Raw genomic sequence first — 24,894 nt, 5'->3', positions numbered from 1 at the left:
AGGTGCGACGATGACGACGACACCGCTGAACCCGAGCGCCGAGACCGTTCCGGTCGACGACACGCTGCTCGCAGCCCCCGGCCCCTGGCAGGTGATCACCCGTGTGGCCTCGACCATCTGGTCGAATACCAAGGCCCGCATCGGCGTGATCATCCTGCTGCTCTTCGTGGTCGTGGCGATCTTCGCCCCGCTGCTCGCTCCCTACGACCCGAGCGCGACCACCTTCGCTCGCAGCCAGGACGCGAGTGCCGCCCACTGGCTCGGAACGACCGCGGCCGGCGAAGACGTGCTCAGTCAGCTCATCCAGGGCGCCCGAATCAGTGTCTTCGTGGGATTCGTGGCAGGCCTCCTCTCGACGGCCATCGCCGTGCTCATCGGCCTCAGCTGGGGCTACGTGAAGGGCTGGGGAGCCGACGTCATCAACTTCGTCGTCAACCTGTTCCTGGTCGTGCCCGGGCTGCCGCTCATGATCGTGATCGCCGCCTACCTGCAGAACGGCGGCATCGGCATGATCATCCTGGTGGTCGTGATCACCGGATGGGCCTGGGGTGCGCGCGTGCTGCGCAGCCAGACGCAGTCGCTCCGCGGTCGCGACTTCGTGACGGCGGCCGTGTTCAGCGGCGAGCGTCCGGCTCGCATCGTCTTCCGCGAGATCCTCCCTAACATGACCTCGCTCATCGTCGGTAACTTCTTCGGCGCCGCGACGAGCGCGATCCTCGCCGAGGCCGGCCTCGAGTTCTTGGGGCTCGGCGACCCGTCGACGGTCAGCTGGGGAACGATGCTCTTCTGGGCGCAGAACTCCAACGCCCTCCTCACCGGCCAGTGGGCGCTCCTGTTCGCCCCGGGTCTCTGCATCGCTCTGCTTGCGACGAGTCTCACCCTCATCAACTTCGGCGTCGACGGCCTCAGCAACCCGCGACTCCGCGAATCGCGAAAGGCCGCGAAATGAGCACCGAAGCCCCCGGTCCCGCCGCCCCCTCGGACGCACTCCTGTCGGTCCGCGACCTCAGCGTCGTCTACGAGCCCGCCGGCGCCGACCCGACGTTCGCCGTCGAGAACGTGTCGTTCGATCTCCGTCGCGGCGAATTCGTCGGGCTGGTCGGTGAATCAGGATCCGGCAAATCGACCCTGGGGTTCGCGCTGACCCGCCTGTCCAAGCCCCCGGCTCGGATCAGCCACGGCCGGATCCTCTTCGACGGGCGCGACATCGCCTCGATCGACTCCGAGGCTCTGCGTGAGCAGCGGCAGGGCGGTTTCGCAATGGTGCTGCAGTCGGGCATGAACGCGCTCAACCCGGTGCGATCGATCCGCAACCACTTTTTCGACGTGTTCGCGGCGCACGGGCACGTGCCGCACGACCGTCGCGAGCAGCGCGCCCGCGACCTGATCGGCAAGGTCGAGCTCCCTGCTGCGACGCTCGACCGCTTTCCGGGCGAGCTCTCGGGAGGCATGCGCCAGCGCGTCTCCATCGCCCTGGCTCTCTCGCTCGAGCCGCAGCTGATGGTCTTCGACGAGCCGACGACGGCCCTTGACGTGCTCGTGCAGCACGCCGTGATGAACACGATCCGCGACCTGCAGAAGTCCGAGGGATTCACCGCCGTGCTGATCAGCCACGATCTCGGCATCGTGCTGGAGGCCACCGAGCGAGTGCTGGTGATGCACGAGGGTGTCATCGTCGAAGACGGTCCGTCGTCTCAGATCCTCAGCAACCCCTCGGCCGACTACACGCGGATGCTGCTCAGCCACTACGCCGACCCGCGCGCCAAGATCGTCTCCCTCCCGGGCTTCGAAGACCGATCGATCCGCCGAGACCAGGGTGTCAGCCGCAGTGCTCTCGCATCGCCCGAGCATGCGCCGACCGTCGTGACGAGGTCGATCAGCACCGCGCAGGAGTCGATCGTCGTGAAGGGCGTCTCGAAGACCTACCCGCCGCCCCGCCGAGGCGAGCAGCCGGTCCGGGCGGTGCGCGACGTCTCGTTCACACTCGAGCCCGGCCAGTCGCTCGCGCTCGTCGGTCAGTCCGGATCGGGCAAGTCGACGATCGCGAAGATGATCACCGGCGTCGAGAAGCCCTCCGAGGGAAGCATCTCGTTCGGCGGCCTCGACGTGGCCAGGCTCCGCCGCGGCCAGCTCCGTGACCTTCACAGCAACGTGCAGATGGTCTTCCAAGACCCGTACGCCGCGCTCAACCCGCTGCACACCATCGAGTACACGCTGATGCGCCCCGTGGTGAACTTCACCGGACTGAAGGGCGACGACGCACGGCACCGCGTCCGCGAGCTGCTCGACACCGTCGGGCTCACGCCGGTCGAGCAGTTCGCCGCGAAGCTGCCGCACGAGCTCTCGGGCGGTCAGCGCCAGCGTGTCGTCATCGCTCGTGCCCTCGCCTCCGACCCCCAGGTGATCATCGCCGACGAGCCGGTCTCGATGCTCGACGTGTCGCTCCGGGCCGGCGTGCTCGCGCTGCTCGAAGACCTCCGCGAGAAGTGGGGCGTCAGCCTGCTCTACATCACGCACGACCTGCTCAGCGCGAGGCTCATCACCGACAACATCATGGTGCTGCACGACGGCGCCGTGGTCGAGCGCGGCGAGACCGCCGAAGTGCTGCAGCGACCGACCGACGCGTACACGGTCGCGCTGCTCGACGCCGTGCCGAACCCGGCGCGAGCGCACGGGGCCACGTGACTCTGTCGGATCCTCGTCTTCTTCCCGTTTCGTCCCCGAAAGGAGCACCCGTGCTCACCTTCCCCGATGGCTTCCTGTGGGGTGCCGCCACCGCGGCGCACCAGATCGAAGGCAACAACGTCAACAGCAACTGGTGGGTGCACGAGCACACACCGGGCACCTCGATCGTCGAGCCCTCGGGCGACGCGGCTGACAGCTACCACCGGTTCCGCGACGACATCCGCACCCTTGCGGAGCTCGGGCTGAACAGCTACCGGTTCAGCATCGAGTGGGCCCGCATCGAGCCCGAGCGCGGGTTCGTCTCGCGAGCCGAGCTCGATCACTACCGCCGCATGGTCGACACCTGCCGCGAGTTCGGCATCGAGCCGATCGTCACGCTCATGCACTTCACCGTGCCGCGCTGGTTCGAGCGCGACGGCTTCTGGCGCGCGAGCGACGCGGCCGACCTCTTCGCCCGCTACACGGAGGCCGCCCTGCCGGTCGTCTCCGAGGGTGTGCGCTACGTCTGCACCATCAACGAGCCCAACATCGCGGCCATGCTCGCCGGGGGAGAGGATGCGTCGAACCTCGTCGCTCACGGCCTGCCCGATCCCGACCTGCAGGTGGCCGACGCCCTCCTGGCCTCGCACAAGCGCTCGCGGGAGGTGCTGTCGCAGGTGTCCGGCCTGAAGACCGGCTGGACCGTCGCGACGCAGGCGTTCAAGGCCGTCGACGAGCCCGGCGCGGCCGAGAAGCTCCGCGAGTACGCCTACCCCCGCGACGACTGGTACCTCGAGAACGCCCGCGGAGACGACTTCGTCGGGGTGCAGGCCTATACGCAGACGTTCATCGGGCCGGAGGGCCCTCGCCCTGTCGCCGAGGGGCTTGAGACGACGCTGACCGGCTGGGAGTTCTATCCGCCCGCCGCCGCCGAGGGCATCCGCGCCGCCTGGGAGCTCAGTGAGCACGTGCCCGTCATGGTCACCGAGAACGGCATCGCCACGGCCGACGACGACCGTCGAATCGCCTACACGCAGGGAGCGCTCGAGGGCATTCACCAGACGATCGAGGAAGGTGTCGGCGTGCTCGGGTATCAGCACTGGAGTGCACTCGACAACTACGAGTGGGCGTCGGGATTCCGGCCGACGTTCGGGCTCATCGCGTGGAACAAAGAGACGTTCGAACGCACCCCGAAGCCGAGCGCGTACTGGTACGGCGAGGTGGCGAAGGCGAACGCGCTGGGCTGAGACCGAGCGGCGCGGACCTCCCAGTGTTTCGGCATTTAATATTTGTATTCTCTTCTCCGACCGTGCCCCGATCGCGAGGAGAATGCAGTGCCGAACCCCGCCCGCCCCACCAAGCTCGAACGCCGCGAAGCCGCCCGCGAGCGTGCCCGGGCCGCCATGGCGGCGCAAAAAAAGCGCGAACTTCGCCAGAAGCTGCTCGTCCGATCGGGCATTCTCGTCGGCATCGTGGCGTTCGTCGCCGTGGTCGCGCTCGTCATCGTGACCGGCATCAAGCCGGCGGGGCCCGGCCCGCGCAACATGGCGAGCGACGGCATCGTCATCGGCAAGGGGCTCGTGGCTGAGCGCACGGCAGCCCTCGACGCCGGTCAGGAGCCCACCCCGACGAAGACGCCGTCGACCGACAAGGTCGCGCACATCCGCCTCTACAGCGACTTCCTCTGCCCCAACTGCGGAGCGTTCGAGCAGCAGAACGGCTCGTACATCAAGGGCCTCGTGAAGTCGGGCGGGGCGACCATCGAGTACCACCCGATCGCGATCCTCGACCGGGCATCGATGGGCACCGACTACTCGACTCGAGCGGCGAACGCTGCCGCCGCGGTCGCCAACTACTCGCCCGACTCGTACTTCGCGTTCAACGAGGCTCTCTTCGCGGCCCAGCCGGCCGAAAACTCCGAGGGCCTCTCCGACGCTCGACTCAAGTCGATTGCCGGCGACGTCACGGGGATCGACAACCTTAAGAGCATCGAGAAGGCGATCGACGACCGCGAGTTCGCTGGTTGGGTGGCAGATGCCACCTCGCGCGCCGGCGACAACGCGATGCAGGGCAGCGACCTGAAGAAGTTCGTCGGCACCCCAACCGTGATCGTCAACGGCAAGGCCTGGGACGGCACGAAGCTCACCTTCACAGAGTTCGTCACCGTCGCGATCTCCGACACCACGAAGAACTAGCCGCCACCGCGGCACGCCCGCCCCTCGCTTCGATCCGCGTCACATTTGATGCCCCGCAAAACGTCTCGACGGGGGTGCCGCCTGCTGCGAGAACGGCAGTGACACCTGGCGCCGACCGACGTATTCCTCGGGTCGCTGAATGCCGCCAAATGGCGTCCGATAGGCAGCCCGCCGAGCATTTGGCGGCACTCGGCACTCGACACGCGGCGCCCAGCGCAGCCGGCCCGGCCGGCCCGGCCGGCCCAGCCAGCACCGACCCAGCGGCTCAGTCGATCGCGCGCTGCGTCGCGTGCACCCGAGTCATGAGCACCAGCCCGACAGTGAGCACGATGGCGATGCCGATCGCCCCGAACCGGGTGTCGCCGGTCAGCGTGACGAACAGCGTGAACAGGGCCGGCGCCAGAAAGCTGACGGCGCGGCCGGTCGTCGCGTAGAGCCCGAAGATCTCGCCTTCGCGTCCGGGCGGGGTCACCCGGGCCAAGAACGAGCGGCTCGACGACTGGGCCGGGCCCACGAACAGCGAGAGGAAGAGGCCGCAGGCCCAGAACCCCGCCTTGCCGTCACCGACGAAGAGGATCGCGACGGCCGCCACCACGAGACCTCCGACGCACACGACGATGATCGTCTTCGCGCCGAGGCGGTCGTCGAGGCGCCCGGCCAAGAAGGCCCCGGTGCCGGCGACCACGTTTGCGGCAACGGCGAAGTAGAGCACCTCGGTCGGCGTGAAGCCGAAGACCACCGCCGCGATGATCGCGCCGAACGTGAAGACGGCCGCGATGCCGTCGCGGTAGACGGCGGAGGCCGCCAGGAAGAGCAGCACCTGCGGGTTCTTGCGGTAGAGCTCGGCGATCGTCCGGCCGATGCGTCGGTACGAGCCGAGCACGCTCAGGCGCTCCCGGGCCGGGCCGGTCGGCGGCATCTCCGGAACGGCGAGAAAGAGCGGCACGGCGAACAGGGCGAACCAGGCCGCCGAGGCGAGGATCGCGAATCGCACCGTCCAGACCCCACCGGCGATCGACGAGTCGAGGCCGAGCAGTCCCGCGTGTCCCTCGACACCGAAGCTCTGGATGAACAGCACGAGCAGGATCACGAGCAGCACGATGCCGCCGAGGTAGCCGGCGCCCCATCCCCAGCTCGAGACGCGCCCGACGTTCTTCGGGGTCGAGACCTGCACGAGCATCGCGTTGTAGTTGACGTTCGCGAACTCGATCACGACGCTACCGAGAGCCAGCAGGCACGCCCCGAGCAGCAGGTACGAGGGAATCGGCGCCACGAACACCATCGCCGTCATGACCACGATCACGATGCCGGTGTTCACGCCCAGCCAGAGCTTCCGCTTGCCGGTTCCGTCGGAGCGCTGTCCGAGGAGAGGGGCGAGCAGCGCGATGAGCAGCCCCGCGACGGTCAGTGCCGTCGACACGACCGAGGCGTTGTGCGCTTTCGCGGCGACCAGGGCCGCGTTCGAGGCGTTAGAGCCTGCCGCCGCCACGATGTCGGGGGAGACGAACGAGTTGGAGGCGAGGTAGGTCGAGAAGACGAACGTGATGACGATCGTGTTGAATCCCGCCGACCCGGCGTCCCACAGGGCCCACGAGACGATGCGCCGGCGCGGAATGGGAGTGGTGTCAGCCAGCGTCGCCTGAGTCATGTCGCGACGATATCCCGTCGGGGAGCCAGGGCGCTACCGCGGCCGGATGAACGGTGTCGGCGACATCTCACCGGCGAAGAGGCACCCCGGCGTCATTCCTCGGGGATGGCGACGCGCGTCGTCGACTCCCCGTCGGAGGCGAGCACGGTGGCGACGGAGTCTCGGCCCTCGGGCAGGAGGCGTGCGACCACCCGGCCCGCGGTTGCCGCGTCGAGGTGCTCGACCACCACCGACTCGACGCGCTCGCGAACGCTCTCCGAGACCTCGGCCCCGTGACGGTCGTCGAGCAGCGACACGTCGATGCCGCGGGCGCGAGCCCGGGTCGCCGCGTCCGTCACGCGAGTCGTCGCCAGGTTGCTGGCCCGGAGCTGATCCCGCAGACCCGCTTCGACGAGGGCGAATGCCTGCCGATCGTCCTCGGTGATCCGCTCCGCCAAAAGGAGCCGTTCGAGCGCCGGCGTGGCCAGGTGTCGCAGCTGCTCGAGGCGGGTGTTCTGCTCCTCGAGGGCTGCGGTAGCCGCCGCTTCGGAGCGCACACGGCTGAGCTCGATTCGCTGCAGTCGCCGGATCGCCCTCCTGGTGCGACTGAGTAGGAGCGAGAACAGCCAGACGACGAGCACGAGGGCGGCGGAGCGGATCACGAAGCCGATACCGGCGGCCGCCCCTCGGCCGACCTCGACGCTCCAGACGATCGTCAGGCCGGTCATGATGCCGAAGCCGATCCAGGTCCATCCCGGCCGGCCCCTCAGGGTGAGCAGGAACAGTACGAACGACACCGCGCCCCAGTGCCAGGTCGCCCAGCCCGGCCAGCCCCGGTCCGGCAGGTTCCAGGCGTTGAGCGAGCCGAGCGTCGTCAGGCCGACCACGACGAGGGTGAGTCGCAGCGGGAAGGGCTCTTCGGCCGGCAGCGTGACGAGATAGCCCGCGAGCAGAATGCACGCGAGGGCGACCAGCGTCAGGGCCGGCACGGTGTCCTGCGGCAGACCGTAGAGAGCCACTGCGATGTGGGTCACCGCGAACAGGCCGAACAGGAGGGTTGTCGCGGCCCCGGTGAGGCGGAGGAACGACGGGGCGCTGGACGTCACGAGGTCATCTCCGACCGCCAGCCGATCGTCACGCGGGTGCCGCTGCCGCGCCCGCTGTCGACGTCGGCATAGCCGCCGGGCAGAGTGGACATGCGGTTCAGGATGCTGACACGCACCCCGAGGCGCTCCGGCGGGATCCTTCGGCTGTTGAATCCGACGCCGTCGTCCGTCACGCCGATCTCGATGCCCGAGGTCGCCGTTCGCACGCTGACCCGTCGTGTGACCTCCGCGCGCCCCTGCCCCGCATGCCGGAGGGAGTTGCGAAGGGCTTCCGCAGTCGCCTCAAGAAGCGCCTGAGCGATATCGGAGGGAATCCGTGCCTCGTCGACCGACATCTCGAACTCGATTCCACTCGACTGCGACGAGACCGACGATCGAAGTCGCCCGACGAACTCGTCGCCGCTCAGCAGCTCGCTCGGCGGGAGGGCGTCTTCGCTCAGGGTCGCGAGCGTGGTCGCGGCGAGAGTGCGGAGCGCCGGGGTCGGCACGTCGTCGGCGCGAGAGGCGATGAGCAGGGCCGACAGCACGTGATCGTGCACGAGAGCATCGATGCGGATCCGCTGCTGCACTCGGGCGGTCGTCTCCGCCTCCCGAGAGGTCTTGATCTGCGCGGCGGCGGCGGCCTCGTCCAATCGGCGCGCGCTCGATCGGCTGACCAGGGTGATCGCGACGAAGACCGTGTCGAAGAACGTGTTGTAGAGAAGGTCGAGCCCCGCGACCGCGAGCCCCTCGTCGGGCGCCGTGAGGGAGCGGATCACGCCGGAGGTGATGCCGGTCACGACGACGTACGGCCAGATCGTCCGTTGGCGCGCCCCGATGGCGAGGGCGATTGCGGGAATCGCCATGAGGTCGTTGGTCCAGGGCGACCCGTTGTCGGGGAGGGGTGGCCGCGCGAAGAGGGGAAAGGTGACCATCACGGCCAGGAACACGAGCGCGTACGCGCCGGCGATCCGATTCAGGATCCGAAGCGGCAACCAGAGAGACGTCGTCGCGAGCACGACCGGGCCGCCAGCCGCGAGCAGGTAGGCGACGAGGGCCCACCCGTGCTCCATGGCTTCGATCTGAGCCGCCGCTTTGCCGAAGCCGACGCCGAGATACACCAACCCCCCGATGCCGATGGAGAGGTAGATGATGCGGAGGACGCGGCGTTCCGCTTCGCCCGCGTCGTCGAGGGCCGATCCGCCGCGAGGTGCCGGGGTCGTCACTGTCGGCGCGCGGGCAGGTCGCCGCCGATGAGGCCGTCCTCGGCGGCGCGCCGGTGCAGATCGACTTTGGTGTGGGCGGGGCGCCCGGCGTTGGCGTACTTCGCCCGGATCCTCGAGACGTAGTTGGCGACCGTCGACTTCGAGAGGCCGGTCAGATACGCCACCGACTGCGCTTTCTCGCCGGAGGCGTAGAGCGCGAGGATCTCCTGCTCGCGGGCGCTGAGCCCGGCATCGGCGAGCCCCGCGTCGCCGTCGATCGCGGCGGCCCAGTCGAGGCCGGCGACCGTCTCGCCGCTCGCGGCCGCGCGGATCGCTTCGACCAGTTCGTCGACGGGCTGCGACTTGCGGACGATCCCGAGCACTCCCGCCTTCGCGGCGTCGCGGATGGCCTGCGGGTCTTCCGCCGCGGTGAGGATCAGCACGTCGATCCCCGCCGAGGCGAGCTGCCGGATGTTGTCGGTGGCGCTCGAGCCGTCGCCGAGCCGGAGGTCGAGTACGACCAGGTCGACCGGGGCGGCCACGAAATCGAGTTCGCGGACGGTCGCGGCCACGGTCACCACGTCGATGTCGGCGTACTGTCGCAGAAGTTCGGCGAAGCCGACGGCCACGATCTCGTGGTCTTCGACCAGGGCGACGCGCAGCACGGGAAGGCGCAGGCTGTCGGCGATTTCGGTGCGGTCGGCGGGCATCGGGTTGCTCATCGGTCCTCCTGCACGAAGTCTAGGGTTCGTCGATTTCGGAGAAAACCCCCAGCTCGGTGGGCATACCCCCCGTTCGGGTGCCAGCACATGTGATTCTGTCGAACTGAATGGGTTGGTGCGATTCTGATGTCGTCGGAAGAGACGCCGACCTCGATGCCCGAATCATCGAGACGCTCAGAGGGGCTGCCGCGCCAACTGGGGGGAAACCGATCGACCGGCCGGGGGGCCACGGTCCGGATCCCTTCGTCGCGGCAGCCCTCACCCGTCTCTCGGCAGACCGCCGGGAAGCCTCGTCGGCTAGGCCAGACTCGTCGCCAGCTCGTCTAGGACCGACCCGAGGGGTCGCCCTAACGACTCGACGAAGGATCCGTCGTAGGTCGCCTCGGAATCGTCTGCCCTCGCCCGCTCGCAGGCTTCGACCACTGCCGCGCCGAGGTCGCTCGGGTCGCTCGGCGCCGCGATCAGCCTCGGGCTCAGGTGGCCCCGCGTGCCGCCGAGCTCGTTCGTGACGGCCCTCCCGCCCGAGGCGACTGCGTCGAGTGGGGGGTGGGACGGGTGCGGCGTCAGTTGCAGGCTCAGGAGCACGTCGGTCTCGGCGAGGAAGTCGAACCAGCCCTGCCAGGAGAGCTGACCTCGACTGCGGAGCAGAGTGCCGCCGCCGAGGTCGATGGTGGCGTGGCGCTGGCCGACCGACGTGTAGTCGATCGCACCGGTCTTCTGCTGTCGGTTGGCGACCCGGAGGGCCGCGACCCCCAGGGAGAAGGCGTTGCGGGGCTTGCCGGGTCGCCCGTAGAAGGCCACTCTTGCCGTGCCGGTGCGAGAGCGTCTCTCGGCTGCTGCACGCAGGCGGGCCACGTCGAGCTCGGGGCGGAAGATCGCGGCGTCGTCGGCGAGGGAGCCGATCTGCGTCTGGAGGAAGGCGTGGAGCGGGCGCGAGTTGACCACGAGCCGGAATCCCGCTTCGTAGGTCGCCGCTGCCAGGCTCGCCTCGGTCGAGTTGGGGAGGAAGTCGGGTTCGTAGTCCTGCACGAGGTACGCGACTCGGGCGGGGTCGATCGTGCCGACCCGGCAGGCGACGTCGACGGCGTGTGCCGTGCTCCAGTAGGTCGGCACCCAGATGTCGCGGGTGGAGAAGTCGGTGCCGGAGAGGGTCCAGCCGCCGCGGAACGAGACTCGCTCTCGGGCGAGATCCGTCTCGGTATGTACGAGGTTCGTCACGGCCGCGCGCGTGTGGCGAGAGGGATCGGGTGCGAAGGTGATGATCCGGAGGTCGAGCCCGAGGCGGTGGGCGAGGCCGGCACTGGCGACGACGGCCGTTCTCACTCCGGCGAAGACCGAAGCCGACGTGAGCGGCGGCAGAAGGAGGTGAACGGTCGTGGCGGCGCGCTCGACTCCGCGACAGCCGACCAGTGCGGCGCTGGTGGGCAGCAGTCCGCGGAAGTCGCTCCAGGCCCCCGGCTCGAGAAGGTCGAGGTGGCGCTCGTGCTGGAGTCGGAGGAGTCGGTTGGAGACCCGATGGGCGAGATCGCCCACGTGTCGGTGGGCCTGGTGCAGGGGAGTCATGTCGTCCTCGGGATCGGGCGCAGAGCATCGAGCATGCTCGCATAGAAATGTAATATTTGCTTTCCTTGATGTCAAGCAGGGGGCTTTCCTTGGAGTTGAGTCTGTGTTGCTCAAGTTTTGACGCTTCGACTTGACGCGGAGAAGTCGATGCGTAAACTTGAGCCAGTCGGACTCAACCCCGATCCTCAGATTTGTTCGGCTGCCTTGCGCAGCACCCGCACGACGAAGGAGAACAGCCACATGGCACGTGCAGTAGGAATCGACCTCGGTACCACCAACTCGGTGGTGGCCGTCCTCGAAGGTGGCGAGCCCACCGTTATCGCCAACGCCGAGGGTCTTCGCACGACCCCCTCGGTCGTCGCGTTCACCAAAGACGGCGAGGTGCTGGTCGGCGAGACCGCCAAGCGCCAGAACGTCACCAACGTCGACCGCACCATCGCGTCGGTCAAGCGTCACGTCGGCACCGACTGGAAGGTCGAGATCGACGACAAGAAGTACACCCCGCAAGAGATCTCGGCGCGCATCCTCGGCAAGCTCAAGCGCGACGCCGAGCAGTACCTCGGCGAAGACGTGACCGACGCGGTCATCACCGTCCCGGCCTACTTCAACGACTCCGAGCGTCAGGCGACGAAGGAGGCCGGCGAGATCGCGGGCCTCAACGTGCTCCGCATCATCAACGAGCCGACCGCCGCCGCTCTCGCCTACGGCCTCGACAAGGGCAAAGAAGACGAGCTCATCCTGGTCTTCGACCTCGGTGGCGGAACCTTTGACGTCTCCCTCCTCGAGGTGGGCAAAGACGACGACTTCTCGACCATCCAGGTGCGCTCGACCTCGGGCGACAACCGCCTCGGCGGCGACGACTGGGACAACCGCATCGTCGAGCACCTCATCAAGAAGTTCAAAGACGCGAACGGTGTCGACCTCTCGACCGACAAGATCGCCAAGCAGCGCCTCAAAGAGGCCGCGGAGCAGGCGAAGAAGGAGCTCAGCTCCTCGACCTCGACGAGCATTCAGCTCCCGTACCTCACGCTGACGGCAGAGGGCCCGCTCAACCTCGACGAGACGATCTCGCGCTCGCAGTTCGAGCAGTGGACCTCCGACCTCCTCGACCGCACCAAGAAGCCGTTCAACGACGTCATCAAGGAGGCCGGCGTCAAGGTCTCCGACATCTCGCACGTCGTGCTCGTGGGTGGTTCCACCCGCATGCCCGCCGTGACCGAGGTCGTCAAGCAGCTGACCGGTGGCCAGGAGCCCAACAAGGGCGTCAACCCCGACGAGGTCGTCGCCGTCGGAGCAGCCCTTCAGGCCGGCGTCCTCAAGGGAGAGCGCAAAGACGTCCTCCTCATCGACGTCACGCCCCTGTCGCTCGGCATCGAGACCAAGGGTGGCGCGATGACCAAGCTCATCGAGCGCAACACGGCCATCCCGACCAAGCGCAGCGAGACCTTCACCACGGCCGACGACAACCAGCCGTCCGTCGCGATCCAGGTCTTCCAGGGCGAGCGCGAGTTCACCCGCGACAACAAGAACCTCGGCACCTTCGAGCTCACGGGTATCGCTCCGGCGCCCCGCGGTATCCCGCAGGTCGAGGTCACCTTCGACATCGACGCCAACGGCATCGTGCACGTGTCGGCGAAAGACAAGGGCACCGGCAAAGAGCAGTCGATGGTCATCTCGGGCGGCTCGTCGCTGTCGAAGGACGACATCGACCGCATGGTCCGCGAGGCCGAAGAGCACGCCGCCGAAGACAAGGCTCGCCGCGAGGCGAACGAGGTCCGCAACAACGGCGAGCAGATGGTCTACTCCATCGAGAAGCTCCTCAAGGAGAACGACGAGAAGCTTCCCGCCGATGTGAAGACCGAGGTCCAGGCCGACGTCGACGCGCTCAAGACGGCTCTCGCCGGCGACGACGAGGCGGCCATCAAGCCGGCCGTCGACAAGCTCTCCGAGTCGCAGCAGAAGATCGGTCAGGCGCTCTACGCGTCCGACCAGGCTTCCGCTTCGGCACCGACCGACGAGCAGCCGGCTGACGGCCAGGCTCAGGGCGACGACGAAGACATCGTCGACGCCGAGGTCGTCGACGACGAAGACGACAAGAAGTAGCCGATGGTTGACGAGAAGAACGGCGCTCCCGACGAGGAGCCCACCGTGCCCGCCGCCGACCAGCCGCAGCCCGGTGAGGCGACTCCCTCCGAAGACGGCGGCACCGCCGACGTCGACGGCGCGGAGGAGCTCATCGAGGCCGAGGGCCCTGATGTCGAACTGAGCACCGAAGACGAGGCCATCCTCGATCAGGCGTCGGTCGACCTCGTGGCCGACATGCGCCAAGACATGCTACGTGCTCAGGCCGAGCTGGTGAACTTCCGCAAGCGCGTCGAGCGTGACCGCGAAGCCAACCGCGACGCCGTGATCGCCGAGGTCGTCCGGGCGGTTCTGCCGGCCCTCGACGACCTCAGCCGTGCCGAGCAGCACGGCGACCTCGCCGATGGGCCCATGGTGGTCATCGCGCAGAAGCTCCGTGGCGGTTTCGACCGCTTCGGGCTGACGCAGATCGGTGCCAAGGGCGACGTATTCGACCCGAAGATCCACGAGGCGATCGTCCAGCTCCCGACGGCCGACGTCACGGTCAACACCGTGGCCGACGTCATCGAGCCGGGCTACACCCTCGGTGACCGAGTCCTTCGGGCGGCCAAGGTCGCCGTCTCGGTCCCGGCCTAGCACCACCAGCACTACCGGCGGCGGGTCCCCTCGGGGGCCCGCCGCCCATACTTGGAACCAGCAGACTTCTGAAACACACGAAAGGCGGCGCCCCTTGGCCAGCCAGGATTGGTTCGACAAAGACTTCTACGCCGTTCTCGGCGTCTCGAAAGACGTCACCCCGGCCGAGCTCAAGAAGGTCTACCGCAAGCTCGCCCGCAAGTATCACCCCGACTCGAACCCGGGCGACGCGGCGGCCGAAGCGAAGTTCAAAGAGATCTCCGAGGCCCACTCCGTGCTCTCCGACGCGGAGCAACGCAAAGAATACGACCAGATCCGCGCCATGGGGTCGGGGGCCCGATTCACGGCCGGGTCAGGCGCTCAGGGTGGTGGCGGAGGCGGTTTCGAAGACGTCTTCGGCGGCATGTTCGGCCAGCAGGGCGGCGGCCGACGCACCTCGGGTGGCGGTGGTGGCGGCTTCGAAGACATCTTCAGCGGGATGTTCGGCGGCGGCGGCTTCGGGCAGACCTCGGGCGGCTACCGCGGCTACGGCGGGCCCACCAAGGGTCGCGACATCGTTGCCTCCACGACGCTCGACTTCCGCACCGCCATCGGCGGCGACACGATCACTCTCACGCAGGCGCAGGGCAAGCCGATCAAGGTGCGCATCCCCGCGGGCGTGCACGACGGCCAGAAGATCCGCCTCCGTGGCCGCGGAGAGCCGAGTGCCGACGGCGGTGAATCCGGCGACATCGTTCTGACGGTGGCTGTGCGACCGCACCCGATCTTCGAGCGCGATGGCCTCAACCTCCGTCTCGACGTTCCCGTGACCTTCGCCGAGGCGGCGCTCGGGGCGACCATCGAGGTTCCGACGCTCGGTGGCGAGCCGGTCCGGCTGCGCGTTGCTCCGGGCACCCCGAGCGGGCGCGTCTTGCGAGTGAAGGGGCGCGGCGTCGACGCGAAAGACGGCAAGGGAGACCTGCTGGCAACCGTGCAGGTCGCGGTTCCCTCGCACCTCAGCGACCGGGCTCGCGAGGCCGTCCAGGCCCTGGCCGAGGCGCTTCCCGGCGAGAACCCCCGGAGCGACCTGCTCGATCGAGCGCGTCAGTAGCGACCACTTCTGCAGCAGACGTCCACCGAACCGATGCGGAGGCCCGCCATGGATGAACACTCCCCGATCTTCGCGATCGCGGTCGCGGCCGAGCTCGCCGAGATGCATCCGCAAACTCTGCGGCAGTACGACCGGCTGGGGCTCGTCACCCCGACCCGAACGGCCGGCAAGTCTCGGCGGTATTCGATGCGCGACGTCAATCAGCTGCGGGAGATCTCACGGCTGAGCGGCGAGGGTGTCAGCCTGGAAGGAATCAAGAGGATCCTCGAGCTCGAGAATCAGGTCACCGCACTTCAGTCGCGGGTCCGCGAGCTCGAATCAGCTTTGGCCGACGAATTGCTCAACCGTCCAGGGTCGCGTGTCTTCGCCGCATCGCAACACGGCGGCGCCGTGCCTCTTCGGCACGGCGCGCGGCCTCAGCGCCCGACGGCCGTCGTGCTCTGGCGGCCACACAACTAACCCTTCTGCACGCCCTCGAAATCTGATATTCTTCATAGAATAATCGTCAGGTAATTCGAGGGGGTGTCGAATGGCAACGCAGATTGGCTCTGCCGAGCGCGTGGTCACACGCGCCAACAGCTTCGACGCCCTCAGGCTCTTCGCGGCCCTCGTCGTCGTCTTCCAGCACGGCCACGCCGGTCTCGGCTTCGGAGAGGGCTTCCATATTTCGGCGCTCTTCGACGGGGTCGCGATCTTTTTCGTGCTTTCCGGTCTACTCGTCTACTCGTCCGCCCAGAGTCTGGCGAGTCGGGGCATCGGCTGGAAGACGTTCTTCATCAACCGGTATCTCCGCATCGCGCCCGCGCTTCTCGCCTTCGCCGTGTTGGCCCCGGTGCTCTTCCTCCTCGTCGGCGCCGTCTCGGCGAAGCAGTTGCTGACGTTCCCCCTGGTGGTGTGGTTCGGAGCCTTCCTCGCCCTTCTGCCGAACTACCACCCGCCGTTCTTCGAGGGCATCGGCAGCGGTGTCATCAACGGCCCGCTCTATACGATCCCTGCCGAGTGCAGCTTCTACCTGATCGTGCCCTTGCTGGTCGTGGCCATCCGCCGCTGGGGCCTCGCAAAAGTGCTCGTGCCGTACTTCGTCGTCACGGTCGGGTGCGGCGTGATCTCGGGGGCGATGGGTGGCCTTGTCGGCAATGTGCTCCATCACACGTTCCTCGAGCGCGGTTCGTATTTCGGTGTGGGCATCCTGCTCGCGCACTACGGCAGTCGCATCCCGCTCAAGCGCGGCTTCGCCCTCCTGGCGGCGGCGATCTACTTCGGCTTGGTCACGTTCGGCCCGATGCCGGCTGTCGAGTCGGTCTATGGCCTGTTCAAGTCCGCCCTCGTCGCGGCGCCCCTCGGCTATCTCATCCTCTTTGTCGGGCTCAAGGCCCCCGCGGTGTTTCGGGGTATCAGCAACAAAATCGGCGACCTCAGCTACGGCATCTACATCTGGCACTCCTTCGTGATCGCCCTGCTGGCCTGGGCGGGCCTCTCGGGCGAGTGGTTCGTGATGCTCCTCCTCGTTACGATCACTCTCGTGTTGGCCCTCGGCTCGTGGTTCGTCGTCGAGAAACCCGCTCTCGGTCTGAAGCGAGTGAGTGTCAGAGGTCTCCGCCCATCGACTCCGGCTCGCGTCTAGCCGTTCCTCTCCGCTCGCGCGCTTGGAGAGCCGGGCTCGGCCTGCAAGCATGGTGTGGTGAAGATAGCTCAGCTGCCACGGGGCCCCGTTCCGGTGCCACCCCGGGTTGAGGCACTCGCGGCCGGCGCCGAGATCACTCCGGTCTGGCTCAACGAGGTGGGTGGCCTGACCTTCCAACTCGGGCACGGCGAAACGCGTCGCTTCGCGAAGTGGGCACCTCGCGGTCGCGGTCTCGACCTGCGCGCCGAAGAGGAGCGCCTGCGATGGGCGCGTTCGTTCACGCCGGTGCCGACGGTGCTCGCCTCGGGCCGAGACCCCGATGCCGACTGGCTCGTCACGCAGGGGCTCCCGGGCCGCAGCGCGGTCGATGCACGGTGGCGTGCCGAGCCGGAGCGCGCGGTCGCGGCGTTGGGCACGGGCCTGCGGCGGTTGCACGACGCCCTGCCGGTCGACGAGTGCCCGTTCGACTGGTCGGTCGAGACGCGACTGGCGCGGTCTGAGAAGGCGACCACGAAGGATCCTGCGCTTCTCCCGTTCGGCCCCGTCCCTTCCGTCGATCGTCTGGTGGTCTGTCACGGCGACCCGTGCGCCCCCAATACCCTCATCACCGACGATGGGAGCTGGGCAGGCCATGTCGATCTGGATGCGCTGGGGGTCGCTGATCGCTGGGCCGACATCGCGGTGGCGACGATGAGTCTCGGGTGGAACTATGGGCCGGGTTGGGACGATGTCTTTCTGCAGGCCTATGGTGTGAAGCCCGATGCGCAGAGAACAGCGTTCTATCGGTCGCTCTGGAATGGGACCTGAGATCGACTCGGAAATCAGCCAAGGGTATGAAAATTCGAAATACCTGTCGGCCTAGGATCAAAGCATGCCCTTCACGCAGTCACAGCCCGTGGTTCACGACGGCCTCGCGGGCCACCAGGGGACCACGACCCGGCAGAATGGCCCGACCCGTCGCCTTGCCAAGGTCGTGTCGCACGTGTACTTCGCCGCGAACGTCATTGGCTGGGTCGCGCTGTGCGTTCTGGCAATTACGGGCATCCTCGTCGTCCGTCAGCCGCTCGACCCGATCGATGTCGTCGTCGCCGTTCCGCTCGGGCTCGGCATCGGAACGGTCTGGTTGGGTGGGCTGCGCGCCTATGCGTTCTTCCTCGCTCGGCGGCCGCTTCGCCGGGCGCGAGCCGCCTCCGTTCCCGAGTCGTCGGCGTCGTCCTCCCGGGTCGCGCTGCTTTACTGCACGGCCGACGACGTCAACCCCGAGGCCCTGCGTCAGTCCGCTCGGCAGACGCACGCCGATGTGACGGTGGTGATTCTCGACGATTCGTCGTCGGTCGAGGCGCGGGCGACCGTCGACCTCCTCGCAGTCGAGCTGGATGCCCTCGTCGTGCGGCGCGAGGCCAAACGTGGCTTCAAGGCGGGCAACCTCAACAACTTCTTCCGGTCGGGCCCTCGATTCGACCACTACGCGATCCTCGACAGCGACGAGATTCTGCAGCCGACCTTCGTCGAGCGAGCACTCGACCACTTCGCTGCGGGCGGGCCCGGCGATCCGATCGGCGTCGTCCAGGGGCGCCACGAGGCGAAGTCGGGAGAGACCCAGTTCACCAGCGAGTTCGCGCCGATGCTCGGCACCCACGTCGCCACGAACCAGCTCTCGCGCTCCGCTGTCGGCTTCTCGATGTTCATGGGTCGCGGGGCCCTGCTGAACGATGCCGTGATCCGAGCTACCGGAGGGTTCCCCGAGGTCGTGGCCGAAGACGTGGCTTTCACGATCCGAGCGCGCGAGGCCGGATTCCGCGTGCAGTACGCCCCCGACATCGTCAGCGTCGAAGACTTTCCCATCGACTACCACGCCTTCAAAAAGCAGCACGGCAAGATGGTTCAGGGGGCAACCGAGCTGATTCGCCTGTTCGCCCTTCCCGCCCTGCGGTCGCGCATGACTCCGGCCGAGAAGCTCGATCTCCTCGTCGAGCTCGTCATGATCCCCCTCGGCTCGCTTCTCGGGCTCTTCTTGTTTGCCACGTCGCTCGTGACGTCGTCGCTCGGTGTTCCGCTCTTCTCGATGTGGGTCGGGTTCGGGCTGGCCGCGAGTGGTCTGGCGCCGCTGATACCCGAGGCCCTGCGGCGCACGAGCCGGGCGACGCCCTGGGCCGGCGCCATCTTCCTGGGGCGTGCCTTCGCGCTCTACAGTTCGATGTTCTGGACCACCCTGCGTTCGGTCGTCCGGGTCGTCATCGGACGCCGTGCCCTTTTCGTCATCACGCCGAAGCACCGGTCGAAGGCAGGCTGGCGGGCCACGGTCTTGGCCGATCTGATCGTCGCGGTGGTGGCGCTCGCGGTGTCGTTCGCCCTGTCGGGGTCGTTTGCGCCCGCGATGACAGCCGTGGCCGCAGCGGCCGCGGCGATCTACCTCACGCGCTTCGGCGGGAGAGCGGTCGTTCCGAGCTGACGGGCTCGTGCTCGGGAGTCTCGACGGGCAGCTGATGCAAGCGCTCGGCAGCGAGCTCGGCGGCGATCGCGTCGCCGGCCTCGACGGCGGATCGGAGGTCGCGGAACGACTGCGTCAGATCGGGCCAGTTGAAGATGCGCACCAGGTTGGGCAGCCGCAGCTTGAAGGCCAGCCCGGCACTCGTGTCGTGGCTCAGCTTGATCAGGTGGCTGTTGCCGCACTGCTCGACGAAGAGGTCGAACGTGGCGAGAGCGTGCACGTTGAGCGCGGGAACATCGCGTCGCTCGAGGTCGACGAGGCACGAATCGATCGAACCCAGGATCCGCGCCCGCACGTCATCCGCGAGAAGTGGCGTGGCGAGACGCACGGCCCCGCCGAAGATCACCCCGAGCGTCTGAACAACCTCGAATGCCTCCTCGGCTCGCGGTGTGGCGACCCGGGTGTAGCGGTTCGGCATGACCTCGACCAGGCCGGCGTGCTCGAGATCGTTGAGGGCCTCCCGGATGGGTGTGCGCGAGCACCCGAGCCACTCGGCGAGCTCGTCGTCGGACAGGCGCTCGCCGGGAGTGAAGGTGCCATCGAGAATCGCGCGACGGATCTCCTGCCGGATCTTGTCGCGCATGAGCATGCGCGGGCTGGACGGGGAGCTGACGATCGGGACAGGCATGGATCTCTCCTGAGAAAGGTGCGGATGGTCCGTTAACTCTTCTAGGCGTCTGATTATCTGTCAAGTACTTCATTGAAAATGCAGAGTTCCGCATTGCGGCCGCTCCGCTTCTTCGGCTCGTGCGCGGAACCCCTCGACAGGGCGGCGGTGCACTCCTAGAGTTCGTCCATGAAGAAGCTGTCAGGGGCTGTCTCTCATCCTCTCGTCGTCGAAGAGCCGCTCGTCCTCACCGGCACGGCACTCCGGGGTGCGCTCGTCTGCGACGGAGGGTCGCTCGATCTGCGTGGCGCCGTCGCCGATAAGCTCACGATCGAACCGGGCGGGTATGTGCTTCTCAGTGGCACCTGCACGGGCTTGATCGTCGTCCACCCCGGTGCTCTGCTCGAGATCTCCGGCACGGTCACCGGCCAGATCTCCCGTAATGACGGCGAGGTGTGGGCGATGGCCGGGGCGACGATCGGGGGCCGCATGGTCGGCAGCGGCGGTTTCTTCGTCGAACCCGATCCCTCTGCGCCCCGGGCCGTCGATCCACCACGATTCCGGATCGCCGGGCAGGGGCCCCTCGTCGACGTCGTCGCCTGAGTCGGGCGCCGCCCGGCCGCCCCCTAGGGTTGAATCATGCCTTTCGACTTCGCCGACCTCCGCCGCCGCCCCGATTTCGAAGCCGCGAACCTCGTCGCCGTCGACGCGACCGACCGTCTCCTCCTCGACGAGGCTGCAACGGCGCTCGGCGCGGCCTCCGCAGGCCAGGTCGTCGTCATCGGCGACCACTACGGTGCCCTGACTCTCGGTACGGCGGCCCTCCACGGCCTGACCGGCATTCGCGTGCACCAGGATCCCCTCGTCAGCGAACTCGCGCTCGGCCTCAACGCCGACGAGGCGGGTCTTGCCGGCACCTACACCCAGCACGCGCTCGACGAGAGCCTGGTGGCGGGCGCCCGGGTCGTGCTCCTGCAGCTGCCGCGCAGCCTCGCCGCTCTCGACGAGATCGCCGGCCTCATCGCCCGTCACGCCGACCCCGAGGTCGTCGTCTTCGCGGGCGGCCGTCTCAAGCACATGGCCACGACGATGAACGACGTGCTCCGTGAGCACTTCGAGGTGCTCTACGCCGGCTTGGCCCGCCAGAAGTCGCGGGTCCTGACGGCGTCCCAACCCGTCTCGCCGCCCGTCGTCTCGACCTGGCCGCGCACTCAGCGCCACGACGACCTCGGGCTCGAGATCAGAGCGTTCGGCGGCACGTTCGCCGGCGCGAAGATCGACATCGGCACCCGGGCGCTGCTCGAGGTGCTGCCGCAGGCGGTGCCCGGGGCGGAGACGATCGTCGACCTCGGGTGCGGGTCGGGTGTGCTCGCCGTGGCCGCGGCGGTCGCGCGGCCGTCGGCGCAGATTGTGGCAAGCGACCAGTCGGCAGCGGCGGTGGCGTCGACGCGAGCCACTGCCGAGGCCAATGGAGTGGCCGAGCGGGTGACCGTGGTGCGTGACGATGCGCTGGCGAGTCAGCCCGGCGGATCCTTCGATTTGGTTCTGCTCAACCCGCCGTTCCACGTCGACGCCGCGGTCGAGCCGGGTGTCGCGGTGAAGCTCTTCGAGGCCGCCGCGCGCGTACTCAAGCCGGGCGGCGAGCTGTGGACGGTCTACAACTCGCACCTCAAGCACCGCGACACCCTCCAGGAGGTCGTCGGCGAGACGCGTCAGGTGACGCGCAACCCGAAGTTCACGGTCACGGCGTCGGTTCGTCGGGGCTGATCTCGAGGCTCGACTTGATGTAGTCGAGCAGGGCGAGGGCGTAGGCGCTTTCGGCGTCGGTCGCCGAGTAGCTGTCGAGCCGGGTCTCGACGGTGAAGTCGGTGCCGTGGTGCGTGAGCGAGCGGAACGACGGGCCCAGAAGGATCCGCAGCTGGTCTTCTCGAGGAAGCCAGAGTGAGTCATCGGCCGCCACCGAGTCGAGCGCCCACTCGGTGGTGCCGTTGAAGCCGAGCACGGTACCGCCGGAGTAGTCGTGTGCCTCGATGGTCATCTCGCTGATGGTGAAGACCTCGTCGGCGAATTCGTCGCCGTCGATGGCGAATCGGTCGCCGGGCGTGGGGCGCCAGCGGAGACCCGCGTCGCGGAGGGCCCGGGCGAGAGCGGCTGTGATCATCGGTTCATTGTGCTCTGGAACGCTGAAGGACGCCTCCCGGGGGAGGCGCCCTTGTGACGCGGTGTGTGGCGGTGCTATTTGGCGACTGCCGAGTTCGTGCCGACGGATTCGCCGGCCTCGATAATTTCTGGAGCCTCGCCGGTGTACGTGACGGTGTTACCGTGCCCTTCGAAGACGAGCTTCTTCGTAGGGCCCAGGTCGATGGTGGCGTCTTCGGTTTGCACGAAGACGGTGTCGCATCCGTCGGGGAGCGAGGCTGTCTTCTGCGTCGTGTTGATGAGGGCTTGCCCGTCGACGCAGGTGTTGATGTTGGACGGCAGCTCGACCTCGGGGGTTGCAGTTGCGGGCGGTGTTGTCCTTGCAGTGCTGGTCGGGCCGGTCGGGCTAGATGTGCTGGCCGGGATGTCGGCTGCGGTGGGGGCGGACGTGGTGCAGCCGGTGAGTGTGGCGAGCAGGGCGAGGCCCGCGAGGGAGGCCGCGATCGGGGTCTGTGGCATGAGGTGCTTCCTGCGAGTGACGGGCCCGCCGGGCGAAGCCTGGTGGCTCCGCCCGGCGGGGTGGGTGGTGCGGTGGGGTGTCGCCGGTGTTACTTGGCGGGGGCGGCGATGGTGGCGGTGAAAGGGGTCACCGTGGTCGTGCCACCGAGGGTGTAGCGGACTTCGAGGTTCCAGGTCCAGTTGCTGATACCGCCGGTGGCCTGCCAGTTGCCGTCGCTATCGACGTCTGCCATAGCGACGAGGCGGTCGCTTGCCATGTTGCCGGTGGTCCAGATCTCGACGTGACCGCCGGTCGTTCCGAGCCCCTTAAAGGTGGCGAGGTTGGTGCCGTTCTGCACGAACGAGTCGACGTGTCCGTCTGCTCCGGGGGTGGTCAGCTCGAAGTCCTGGATGGTGCCGACGGCCTCGTTGACCGTGACGGTGAAGAACACGTTCTGGACGGCGCCGTTGGTGTTGACCTTGGCGCGGAGCATCTGGGCGCCGACGGGGAGCTTGGCGCCCTTCGCCGTCCAGGTCTCGGTGTCGCCGGTGAGACCGGTCGCGACGACAGAACCACCGGACCAGATCTCGATGGAGGTGTTCTTCGATGCTTTACCGGTGAAGTCGACGAGACCGTTCACCTGGGTGACTTCGCCGCCGTCTTTCGGGTTCGTCAACTCGAACGTCACGCCCTGTTCGGCTTTCACCGTGACGGTGAAGAACACGTTCTGCATGACGCCGTTGGTGTTGACCTTCGCGCGGAGCAGGTGGGAGCCGACGGAAAGGTTGGCGCCCTTTGCCGTCCAGGTCTCGGTGTCGCCGGTGAGGCCGGTCGCGACGACGGTGCCGCCGGACCAGATCTCGACGGAGGTGTTCTTCTTCGCCTTGCCGGTGAAGTCGACGAGTCCGTTCACCCGGGTGACTTCGCCGCCGTCTTTCGGGTTCGTCAGCTCGAATGTGACGCCCTCTTCGGCTTTGACGGTGATGGTGAAGAAGACGTTCTGGATGACGCCGTTGGTGTTGACTTTGGCGCGGACCAGCTGGGTGCCGACGGGGAGGCTGGCGCCCTTTGCCGTCCAGGTCTCGGTGTCGCCGGTGAGGCCGGTCGCGACGGCTTTGCCGCCGGCCCAGATCTCGACGGAGGTGTTCTTCTTCGCCTTGCCGGTGAAGTCGACGAGTCCGTTGACCTGGGTGATTTCGCCGCCGTCTTTCGGGTTCGTCAGTTCGAACGAGGTGCCCTCTTCGGCCTTGACGGTGATCGTGCGGTAGTGGTTCTCGACTGGCTGCCCGGCGGCGGTGACTTTGAAGCGGACGTTGTGGGTGCCGGTGGGGAGTGCGGCGAGAGTCTGCCAGGTGTTGGTGTCGCTGGCGGTGGCGCTACCGACGACGTTGCCGCCGAAGATCACCTGCACGTCGGCGCCCGCTCGTGCGGTGCCTTCGAGGGAGGCCTTGCCGTCGGCCAGGGTGACGTCTTCGCCGTCTTTCGGGTTCGTCAGGTCGAACTTCGCGGCCTCGGCCTCTTCGGGCTTGTCGGGGTTGACGGTGATGGTCTCTTCGGTGGTCAGGTTGCCCTTCGAGAGCATGCGCGCGGTGTAGGTGTGCTTGTAGTCACCCTTGACGCCGGTGATGTCGTGGCTCCAGTTGCCGGAGTTCAGGGCCTGGAAGGAGGCGAGGCGGGTGCCGTTTTCGTAGAGGCCGATGTTCGCGAGCGACTGGCCTTCTCCGGTGAAGTGGAGGGTGCCGCCGTCGGTGTCGGTGTTGTCGCGGGGGGTCAGGATCTCGACCGGGTTGCCGTAGTTGACGTCGACTTCGCGGACGAGGCTGTTGGCGTCGCCGATGGTCTGGAAGACCTCGAACGTCTGGATGCCGGCGCCGGGGGCCTTAACCGGGGTCGACCAGTTGCCGCGCGGGTCGGCGTCGGTCTCGGTCTTGTCACCGTTCTCGTCGAGGACGGTGATGTGCGCGGCGCTCTCGGCCTTGCCGGAGAGAATGACGTCTTCGTTGTTGTTCGCGCCGAAGGCGGCGTCGACGGTGAGGTCGGCGATCGTCATCATGATGGTGAACGTCTGCGGGCCGCCGACCGACTTCGAGTCAAGCCACTGCTCGAAGGTGACGTCGTTGCCTCCGAGGGCGAGGCCTCGGACGGTGGCGGTCGCGGTGCCGGTGCGGCCGAGGGAGATCTCGGTGCCCTGGTATTCGACGGTGGCGCCGGGGGTTCCGGTGATCTCGACGTCGGCGCTGTTGTTCTTGATGCTGGTGGCGGTGACTTTGAAGCTGAGGGGGGTGGTCTTCACGTCGACGGTGAACGACGACTTGCCGAGCGATTCGGTGCCGTCGAACTGTTCCATCTCGAACGTGTTCTCACCGATCTCGAGGTTCCGAACGGTGGTCGTCCACTCACCGGTCTCGGCGTTCGCGATGATCTCCTTGTTCCCAATCACCACACGCGCACCCGGACTTGCGTGACCCGTAATGGCGGCGGTGCGGTTATAGACGTCGATGCTCGTCGCCTCCGCTGTGAAAAGCTGAAGCTTCGCCTCCGGATCAGTCGCAGAGGGAGTGCCTACCGAGCCCAAATACTCGCGACCAGATGTCGCCAGAAAGCGTTTCGCTGGCTTGGCCGGGTCGAGCAGCGAGCCGTCCGACAGAACCGCGAAGTTGTTTGA

Annotated in this window: 22 protein-coding genes; 13 read left to right on the top strand and 9 right to left on the bottom strand. The window is 67.5% G+C overall.

Annotation, left to right across the window (positions count from 1 at the left end; genetic code table 11):
* Nucleotides 1-10: 10 nt before the first annotated feature.
* The 4 genes from VH571_RS12945 to VH571_RS12930 all read left to right on the top strand — a co-directional run bounded on the left by VH571_RS12945 (nucleotide 11) and on the right by VH571_RS12930 (nucleotide 4,859).
* Nucleotides 11-949: an ABC transporter permease gene (locus VH571_RS12945; RefSeq protein ID WP_055961208.1), complete on the top strand. Its 939-nt coding sequence runs from the start codon at nucleotides 11-13 to the stop codon at nucleotides 947-949.
* Nucleotides 946-2,685, top strand: a complete 1,740-nt coding sequence (locus VH571_RS12940) for an ABC transporter ATP-binding protein (RefSeq protein ID WP_423264930.1) — start codon at nucleotides 946-948, stop codon at nucleotides 2,683-2,685. Before VH571_RS12945 ends, VH571_RS12940 begins: the two co-directional genes overlap by 4 nt.
* A gap of 50 nt (nucleotides 2,686-2,735) precedes the next feature.
* Nucleotides 2,736-3,911 carry a glycoside hydrolase family 1 protein gene (locus VH571_RS12935; RefSeq protein ID WP_423264929.1) on the top strand — a complete coding sequence of 392 codons (1,176 nt, stop codon included), beginning with the start codon at nucleotides 2,736-2,738 and terminating at the stop codon, nucleotides 3,909-3,911.
* An 87-nt stretch (nucleotides 3,912-3,998) separates the two neighbouring features.
* The gene (locus VH571_RS12930; RefSeq protein ID WP_423264928.1) at nucleotides 3,999-4,859 is read left to right on the top strand and encodes a DsbA family protein; all 861 of its coding nucleotides are present in this window, start codon (nucleotides 3,999-4,001) and stop codon (nucleotides 4,857-4,859) included.
* A gap of 265 nt (nucleotides 4,860-5,124) precedes the next feature.
* On the opposite strand, the gene VH571_RS12925 is transcribed toward VH571_RS12930, so the two are convergent.
* The 5 genes from VH571_RS12925 to VH571_RS12905 form a co-directional block, all read right to left on the bottom strand.
* A complete protein-coding gene (locus VH571_RS12925; RefSeq protein ID WP_423264927.1) occupies nucleotides 5,125-6,507 on the bottom strand; it encodes an MFS transporter in 1,383 nt (460 codons plus the stop codon).
* A gap of 92 nt (nucleotides 6,508-6,599) precedes the next feature.
* On the bottom strand, nucleotides 6,600-7,592 hold the full coding sequence (locus tag VH571_RS12920; RefSeq protein ID WP_423264926.1) for a hypothetical protein: 993 nt from the start codon (nucleotides 7,590-7,592) through the stop codon (nucleotides 6,600-6,602).
* On the bottom strand, nucleotides 7,589-8,797 hold the full coding sequence (locus VH571_RS12915; protein WP_423264925.1) for a sensor histidine kinase: 1,209 nt from the start codon (nucleotides 8,795-8,797) through the stop codon (nucleotides 7,589-7,591). Before VH571_RS12915 ends, VH571_RS12920 begins: the two co-directional genes overlap by 4 nt.
* Complete coding sequence (locus VH571_RS12910; protein WP_423264924.1) at nucleotides 8,794-9,498, bottom strand: response regulator; 705 nt, start codon at nucleotides 9,496-9,498, stop codon at nucleotides 8,794-8,796. The genes VH571_RS12915 and VH571_RS12910 overlap by 4 nt, the downstream gene beginning before the upstream one ends.
* A 297-nt stretch (nucleotides 9,499-9,795) precedes the next feature.
* Nucleotides 9,796-11,061 (bottom strand): hypothetical protein, encoded by a 1,266-nt coding sequence (locus tag VH571_RS12905; protein WP_423264923.1) that lies wholly within the window; start codon nucleotides 11,059-11,061, stop codon nucleotides 9,796-9,798.
* Nucleotides 11,062-11,301: 240 nt separating this feature from the next.
* Here VH571_RS12905 and dnaK point away from each other — a divergent pair, with 240 nt between their 5' ends.
* The 7 genes from dnaK (at nucleotide 11,302) to VH571_RS12870 (ending at nucleotide 18,945) form a co-directional block, all read left to right on the top strand.
* Entirely contained in the window at nucleotides 11,302-13,164 is a 1,863-nt protein-coding gene (gene dnaK, locus VH571_RS12900; protein ID WP_055961183.1) for a molecular chaperone DnaK, read from the top strand.
* A 3-nt stretch (nucleotides 13,165-13,167) separates the two neighbouring features.
* Nucleotides 13,168-13,779, top strand: coding sequence for a nucleotide exchange factor GrpE (locus VH571_RS12895; RefSeq protein WP_228514477.1), 612 nt, complete (start codon nucleotides 13,168-13,170; stop codon nucleotides 13,777-13,779).
* Nucleotides 13,780-13,873: 94 nt separating this feature from the next.
* Nucleotides 13,874-14,869, top strand: a complete 996-nt coding sequence (locus VH571_RS12890) for a DnaJ C-terminal domain-containing protein (protein ID WP_423264922.1) — start codon at nucleotides 13,874-13,876, stop codon at nucleotides 14,867-14,869.
* A 48-nt stretch (nucleotides 14,870-14,917) separates the two neighbouring features.
* Nucleotides 14,918-15,328, top strand: coding sequence for a heat shock protein transcriptional repressor HspR (locus VH571_RS12885; protein ID WP_055961177.1), 411 nt, complete (start codon nucleotides 14,918-14,920; stop codon nucleotides 15,326-15,328).
* A gap of 70 nt (nucleotides 15,329-15,398) precedes the next feature.
* Nucleotides 15,399-16,493, top strand: a complete 1,095-nt coding sequence (locus VH571_RS12880) for an acyltransferase family protein (protein WP_423264921.1) — start codon at nucleotides 15,399-15,401, stop codon at nucleotides 16,491-16,493.
* Nucleotides 16,494-16,550: 57 nt separating this feature from the next.
* Nucleotides 16,551-17,300 (top strand): phosphotransferase, encoded by a 750-nt coding sequence (locus VH571_RS12875; RefSeq protein WP_423264920.1) that lies wholly within the window; start codon nucleotides 16,551-16,553, stop codon nucleotides 17,298-17,300.
* 64 nt (nucleotides 17,301-17,364) lie between these two features.
* Nucleotides 17,365-18,945, top strand: coding sequence for a glycosyltransferase (locus VH571_RS12870; protein ID WP_423264919.1), 1,581 nt, complete (start codon nucleotides 17,365-17,367; stop codon nucleotides 18,943-18,945).
* On the opposite strand, the gene VH571_RS12865 is transcribed toward VH571_RS12870, so the two are convergent.
* A complete protein-coding gene (locus VH571_RS12865; RefSeq protein WP_423264918.1) occupies nucleotides 18,908-19,612 on the bottom strand; it encodes a GntR family transcriptional regulator in 705 nt (234 codons plus the stop codon). The genes VH571_RS12870 and VH571_RS12865 overlap by 38 nt on opposite strands.
* 168 nt (nucleotides 19,613-19,780) lie before the next feature.
* Here VH571_RS12865 and VH571_RS12860 point away from each other — a divergent pair, with 168 nt between their 5' ends.
* Both VH571_RS12860 and VH571_RS12855 read left to right on the top strand, forming a co-directional pair.
* Complete coding sequence (locus tag VH571_RS12860) at nucleotides 19,781-20,194, top strand: hypothetical protein (RefSeq protein ID WP_423264917.1); 414 nt, start codon at nucleotides 19,781-19,783, stop codon at nucleotides 20,192-20,194.
* Between the two features lie 36 nt (nucleotides 20,195-20,230).
* Nucleotides 20,231-21,358, top strand: coding sequence for a class I SAM-dependent methyltransferase (locus tag VH571_RS12855; RefSeq protein ID WP_423264916.1), 1,128 nt, complete (start codon nucleotides 20,231-20,233; stop codon nucleotides 21,356-21,358).
* Here VH571_RS12855 and VH571_RS12850 read toward each other — a convergent pair.
* The 3 genes from VH571_RS12850 to VH571_RS12840 form a co-directional block, all read right to left on the bottom strand.
* A complete protein-coding gene (locus tag VH571_RS12850; RefSeq protein WP_055961154.1) occupies nucleotides 21,333-21,752 on the bottom strand; it encodes a hypothetical protein in 420 nt (139 codons plus the stop codon). The two genes, VH571_RS12855 and VH571_RS12850, sit on opposite strands and share 26 nt — an antisense overlap.
* Before the next feature lie 74 nt (nucleotides 21,753-21,826).
* Complete coding sequence (locus VH571_RS12845) at nucleotides 21,827-22,249, bottom strand: hypothetical protein (RefSeq protein WP_423264915.1); 423 nt, start codon at nucleotides 22,247-22,249, stop codon at nucleotides 21,827-21,829.
* A gap of 89 nt (nucleotides 22,250-22,338) precedes the next feature.
* Nucleotides 22,339-24,672: a hypothetical protein gene (locus tag VH571_RS12840; RefSeq protein WP_423264914.1), complete on the bottom strand. Its 2,334-nt coding sequence runs from the start codon at nucleotides 24,670-24,672 to the stop codon at nucleotides 22,339-22,341.
* Between the last annotated feature and the right edge of the window lie 222 nt (nucleotides 24,673-24,894).

It is taken from the genome of Frondihabitans sp. 4ASC-45 (assembly GCF_049472575.1).
Classification (GTDB): Bacteria; Actinomycetota; Actinomycetes; order Actinomycetales; family Microbacteriaceae; genus Frondihabitans.
The sequence above is the reverse complement of the archived record's forward strand: the minus strand, read 5'-3'. Positions and strand labels throughout refer to the sequence as shown.

Bases quoted from the DNA above. Each gene is read 5' to 3' on its own strand.
- VH571_RS12905 (WP_423264923.1), bottom strand. From the start codon at position 11,061: ATGACTCCCCTGCACCAGGCCCACCGACACGTGGGCGATCTCGCCCAT.
- VH571_RS12910 (WP_423264924.1), bottom strand. From the start codon at position 9,498: ATGAGCAACCCGATGCCCGCCGACCGCACCGAAATCGCCGACAGCCTG.
- VH571_RS12845 (WP_423264915.1), bottom strand. From the start codon at position 22,249: ATGCCACAGACCCCGATCGCGGCCTCCCTCGCGGGCCTCGCCCTGCTC.
- VH571_RS12870 (WP_423264919.1), top strand. From the start codon at position 17,365: ATGCCCTTCACGCAGTCACAGCCCGTGGTTCACGACGGCCTCGCGGGC.
- VH571_RS12885 (WP_055961177.1), top strand. From the start codon at position 14,918: ATGGATGAACACTCCCCGATCTTCGCGATCGCGGTCGCGGCCGAGCTC.
- VH571_RS12850 (WP_055961154.1), bottom strand. From the start codon at position 21,752: ATGATCACAGCCGCTCTCGCCCGGGCCCTCCGCGACGCGGGTCTCCGC.
- VH571_RS12925 (WP_423264927.1), bottom strand. From the start codon at position 6,507: ATGACTCAGGCGACGCTGGCTGACACCACTCCCATTCCGCGCCGGCGC.
- dnaK (WP_055961183.1), top strand. From the start codon at position 11,302: ATGGCACGTGCAGTAGGAATCGACCTCGGTACCACCAACTCGGTGGTG.
- VH571_RS12860 (WP_423264917.1), top strand. From the start codon at position 19,781: ATGAAGAAGCTGTCAGGGGCTGTCTCTCATCCTCTCGTCGTCGAAGAG.
- VH571_RS12945 (WP_055961208.1), top strand. From the start codon at position 11: ATGACGACGACACCGCTGAACCCGAGCGCCGAGACCGTTCCGGTCGAC.
- VH571_RS12865 (WP_423264918.1), bottom strand. From the start codon at position 19,612: ATGCCTGTCCCGATCGTCAGCTCCCCGTCCAGCCCGCGCATGCTCATG.
- VH571_RS12880 (WP_423264921.1), top strand. From the start codon at position 15,399: ATGGCAACGCAGATTGGCTCTGCCGAGCGCGTGGTCACACGCGCCAAC.
- VH571_RS12855 (WP_423264916.1), top strand. From the start codon at position 20,231: ATGCCTTTCGACTTCGCCGACCTCCGCCGCCGCCCCGATTTCGAAGCC.
- VH571_RS12940 (WP_423264930.1), top strand. From the start codon at position 946: ATGAGCACCGAAGCCCCCGGTCCCGCCGCCCCCTCGGACGCACTCCTG.
- VH571_RS12895 (WP_228514477.1), top strand. From the start codon at position 13,168: ATGGTTGACGAGAAGAACGGCGCTCCCGACGAGGAGCCCACCGTGCCC.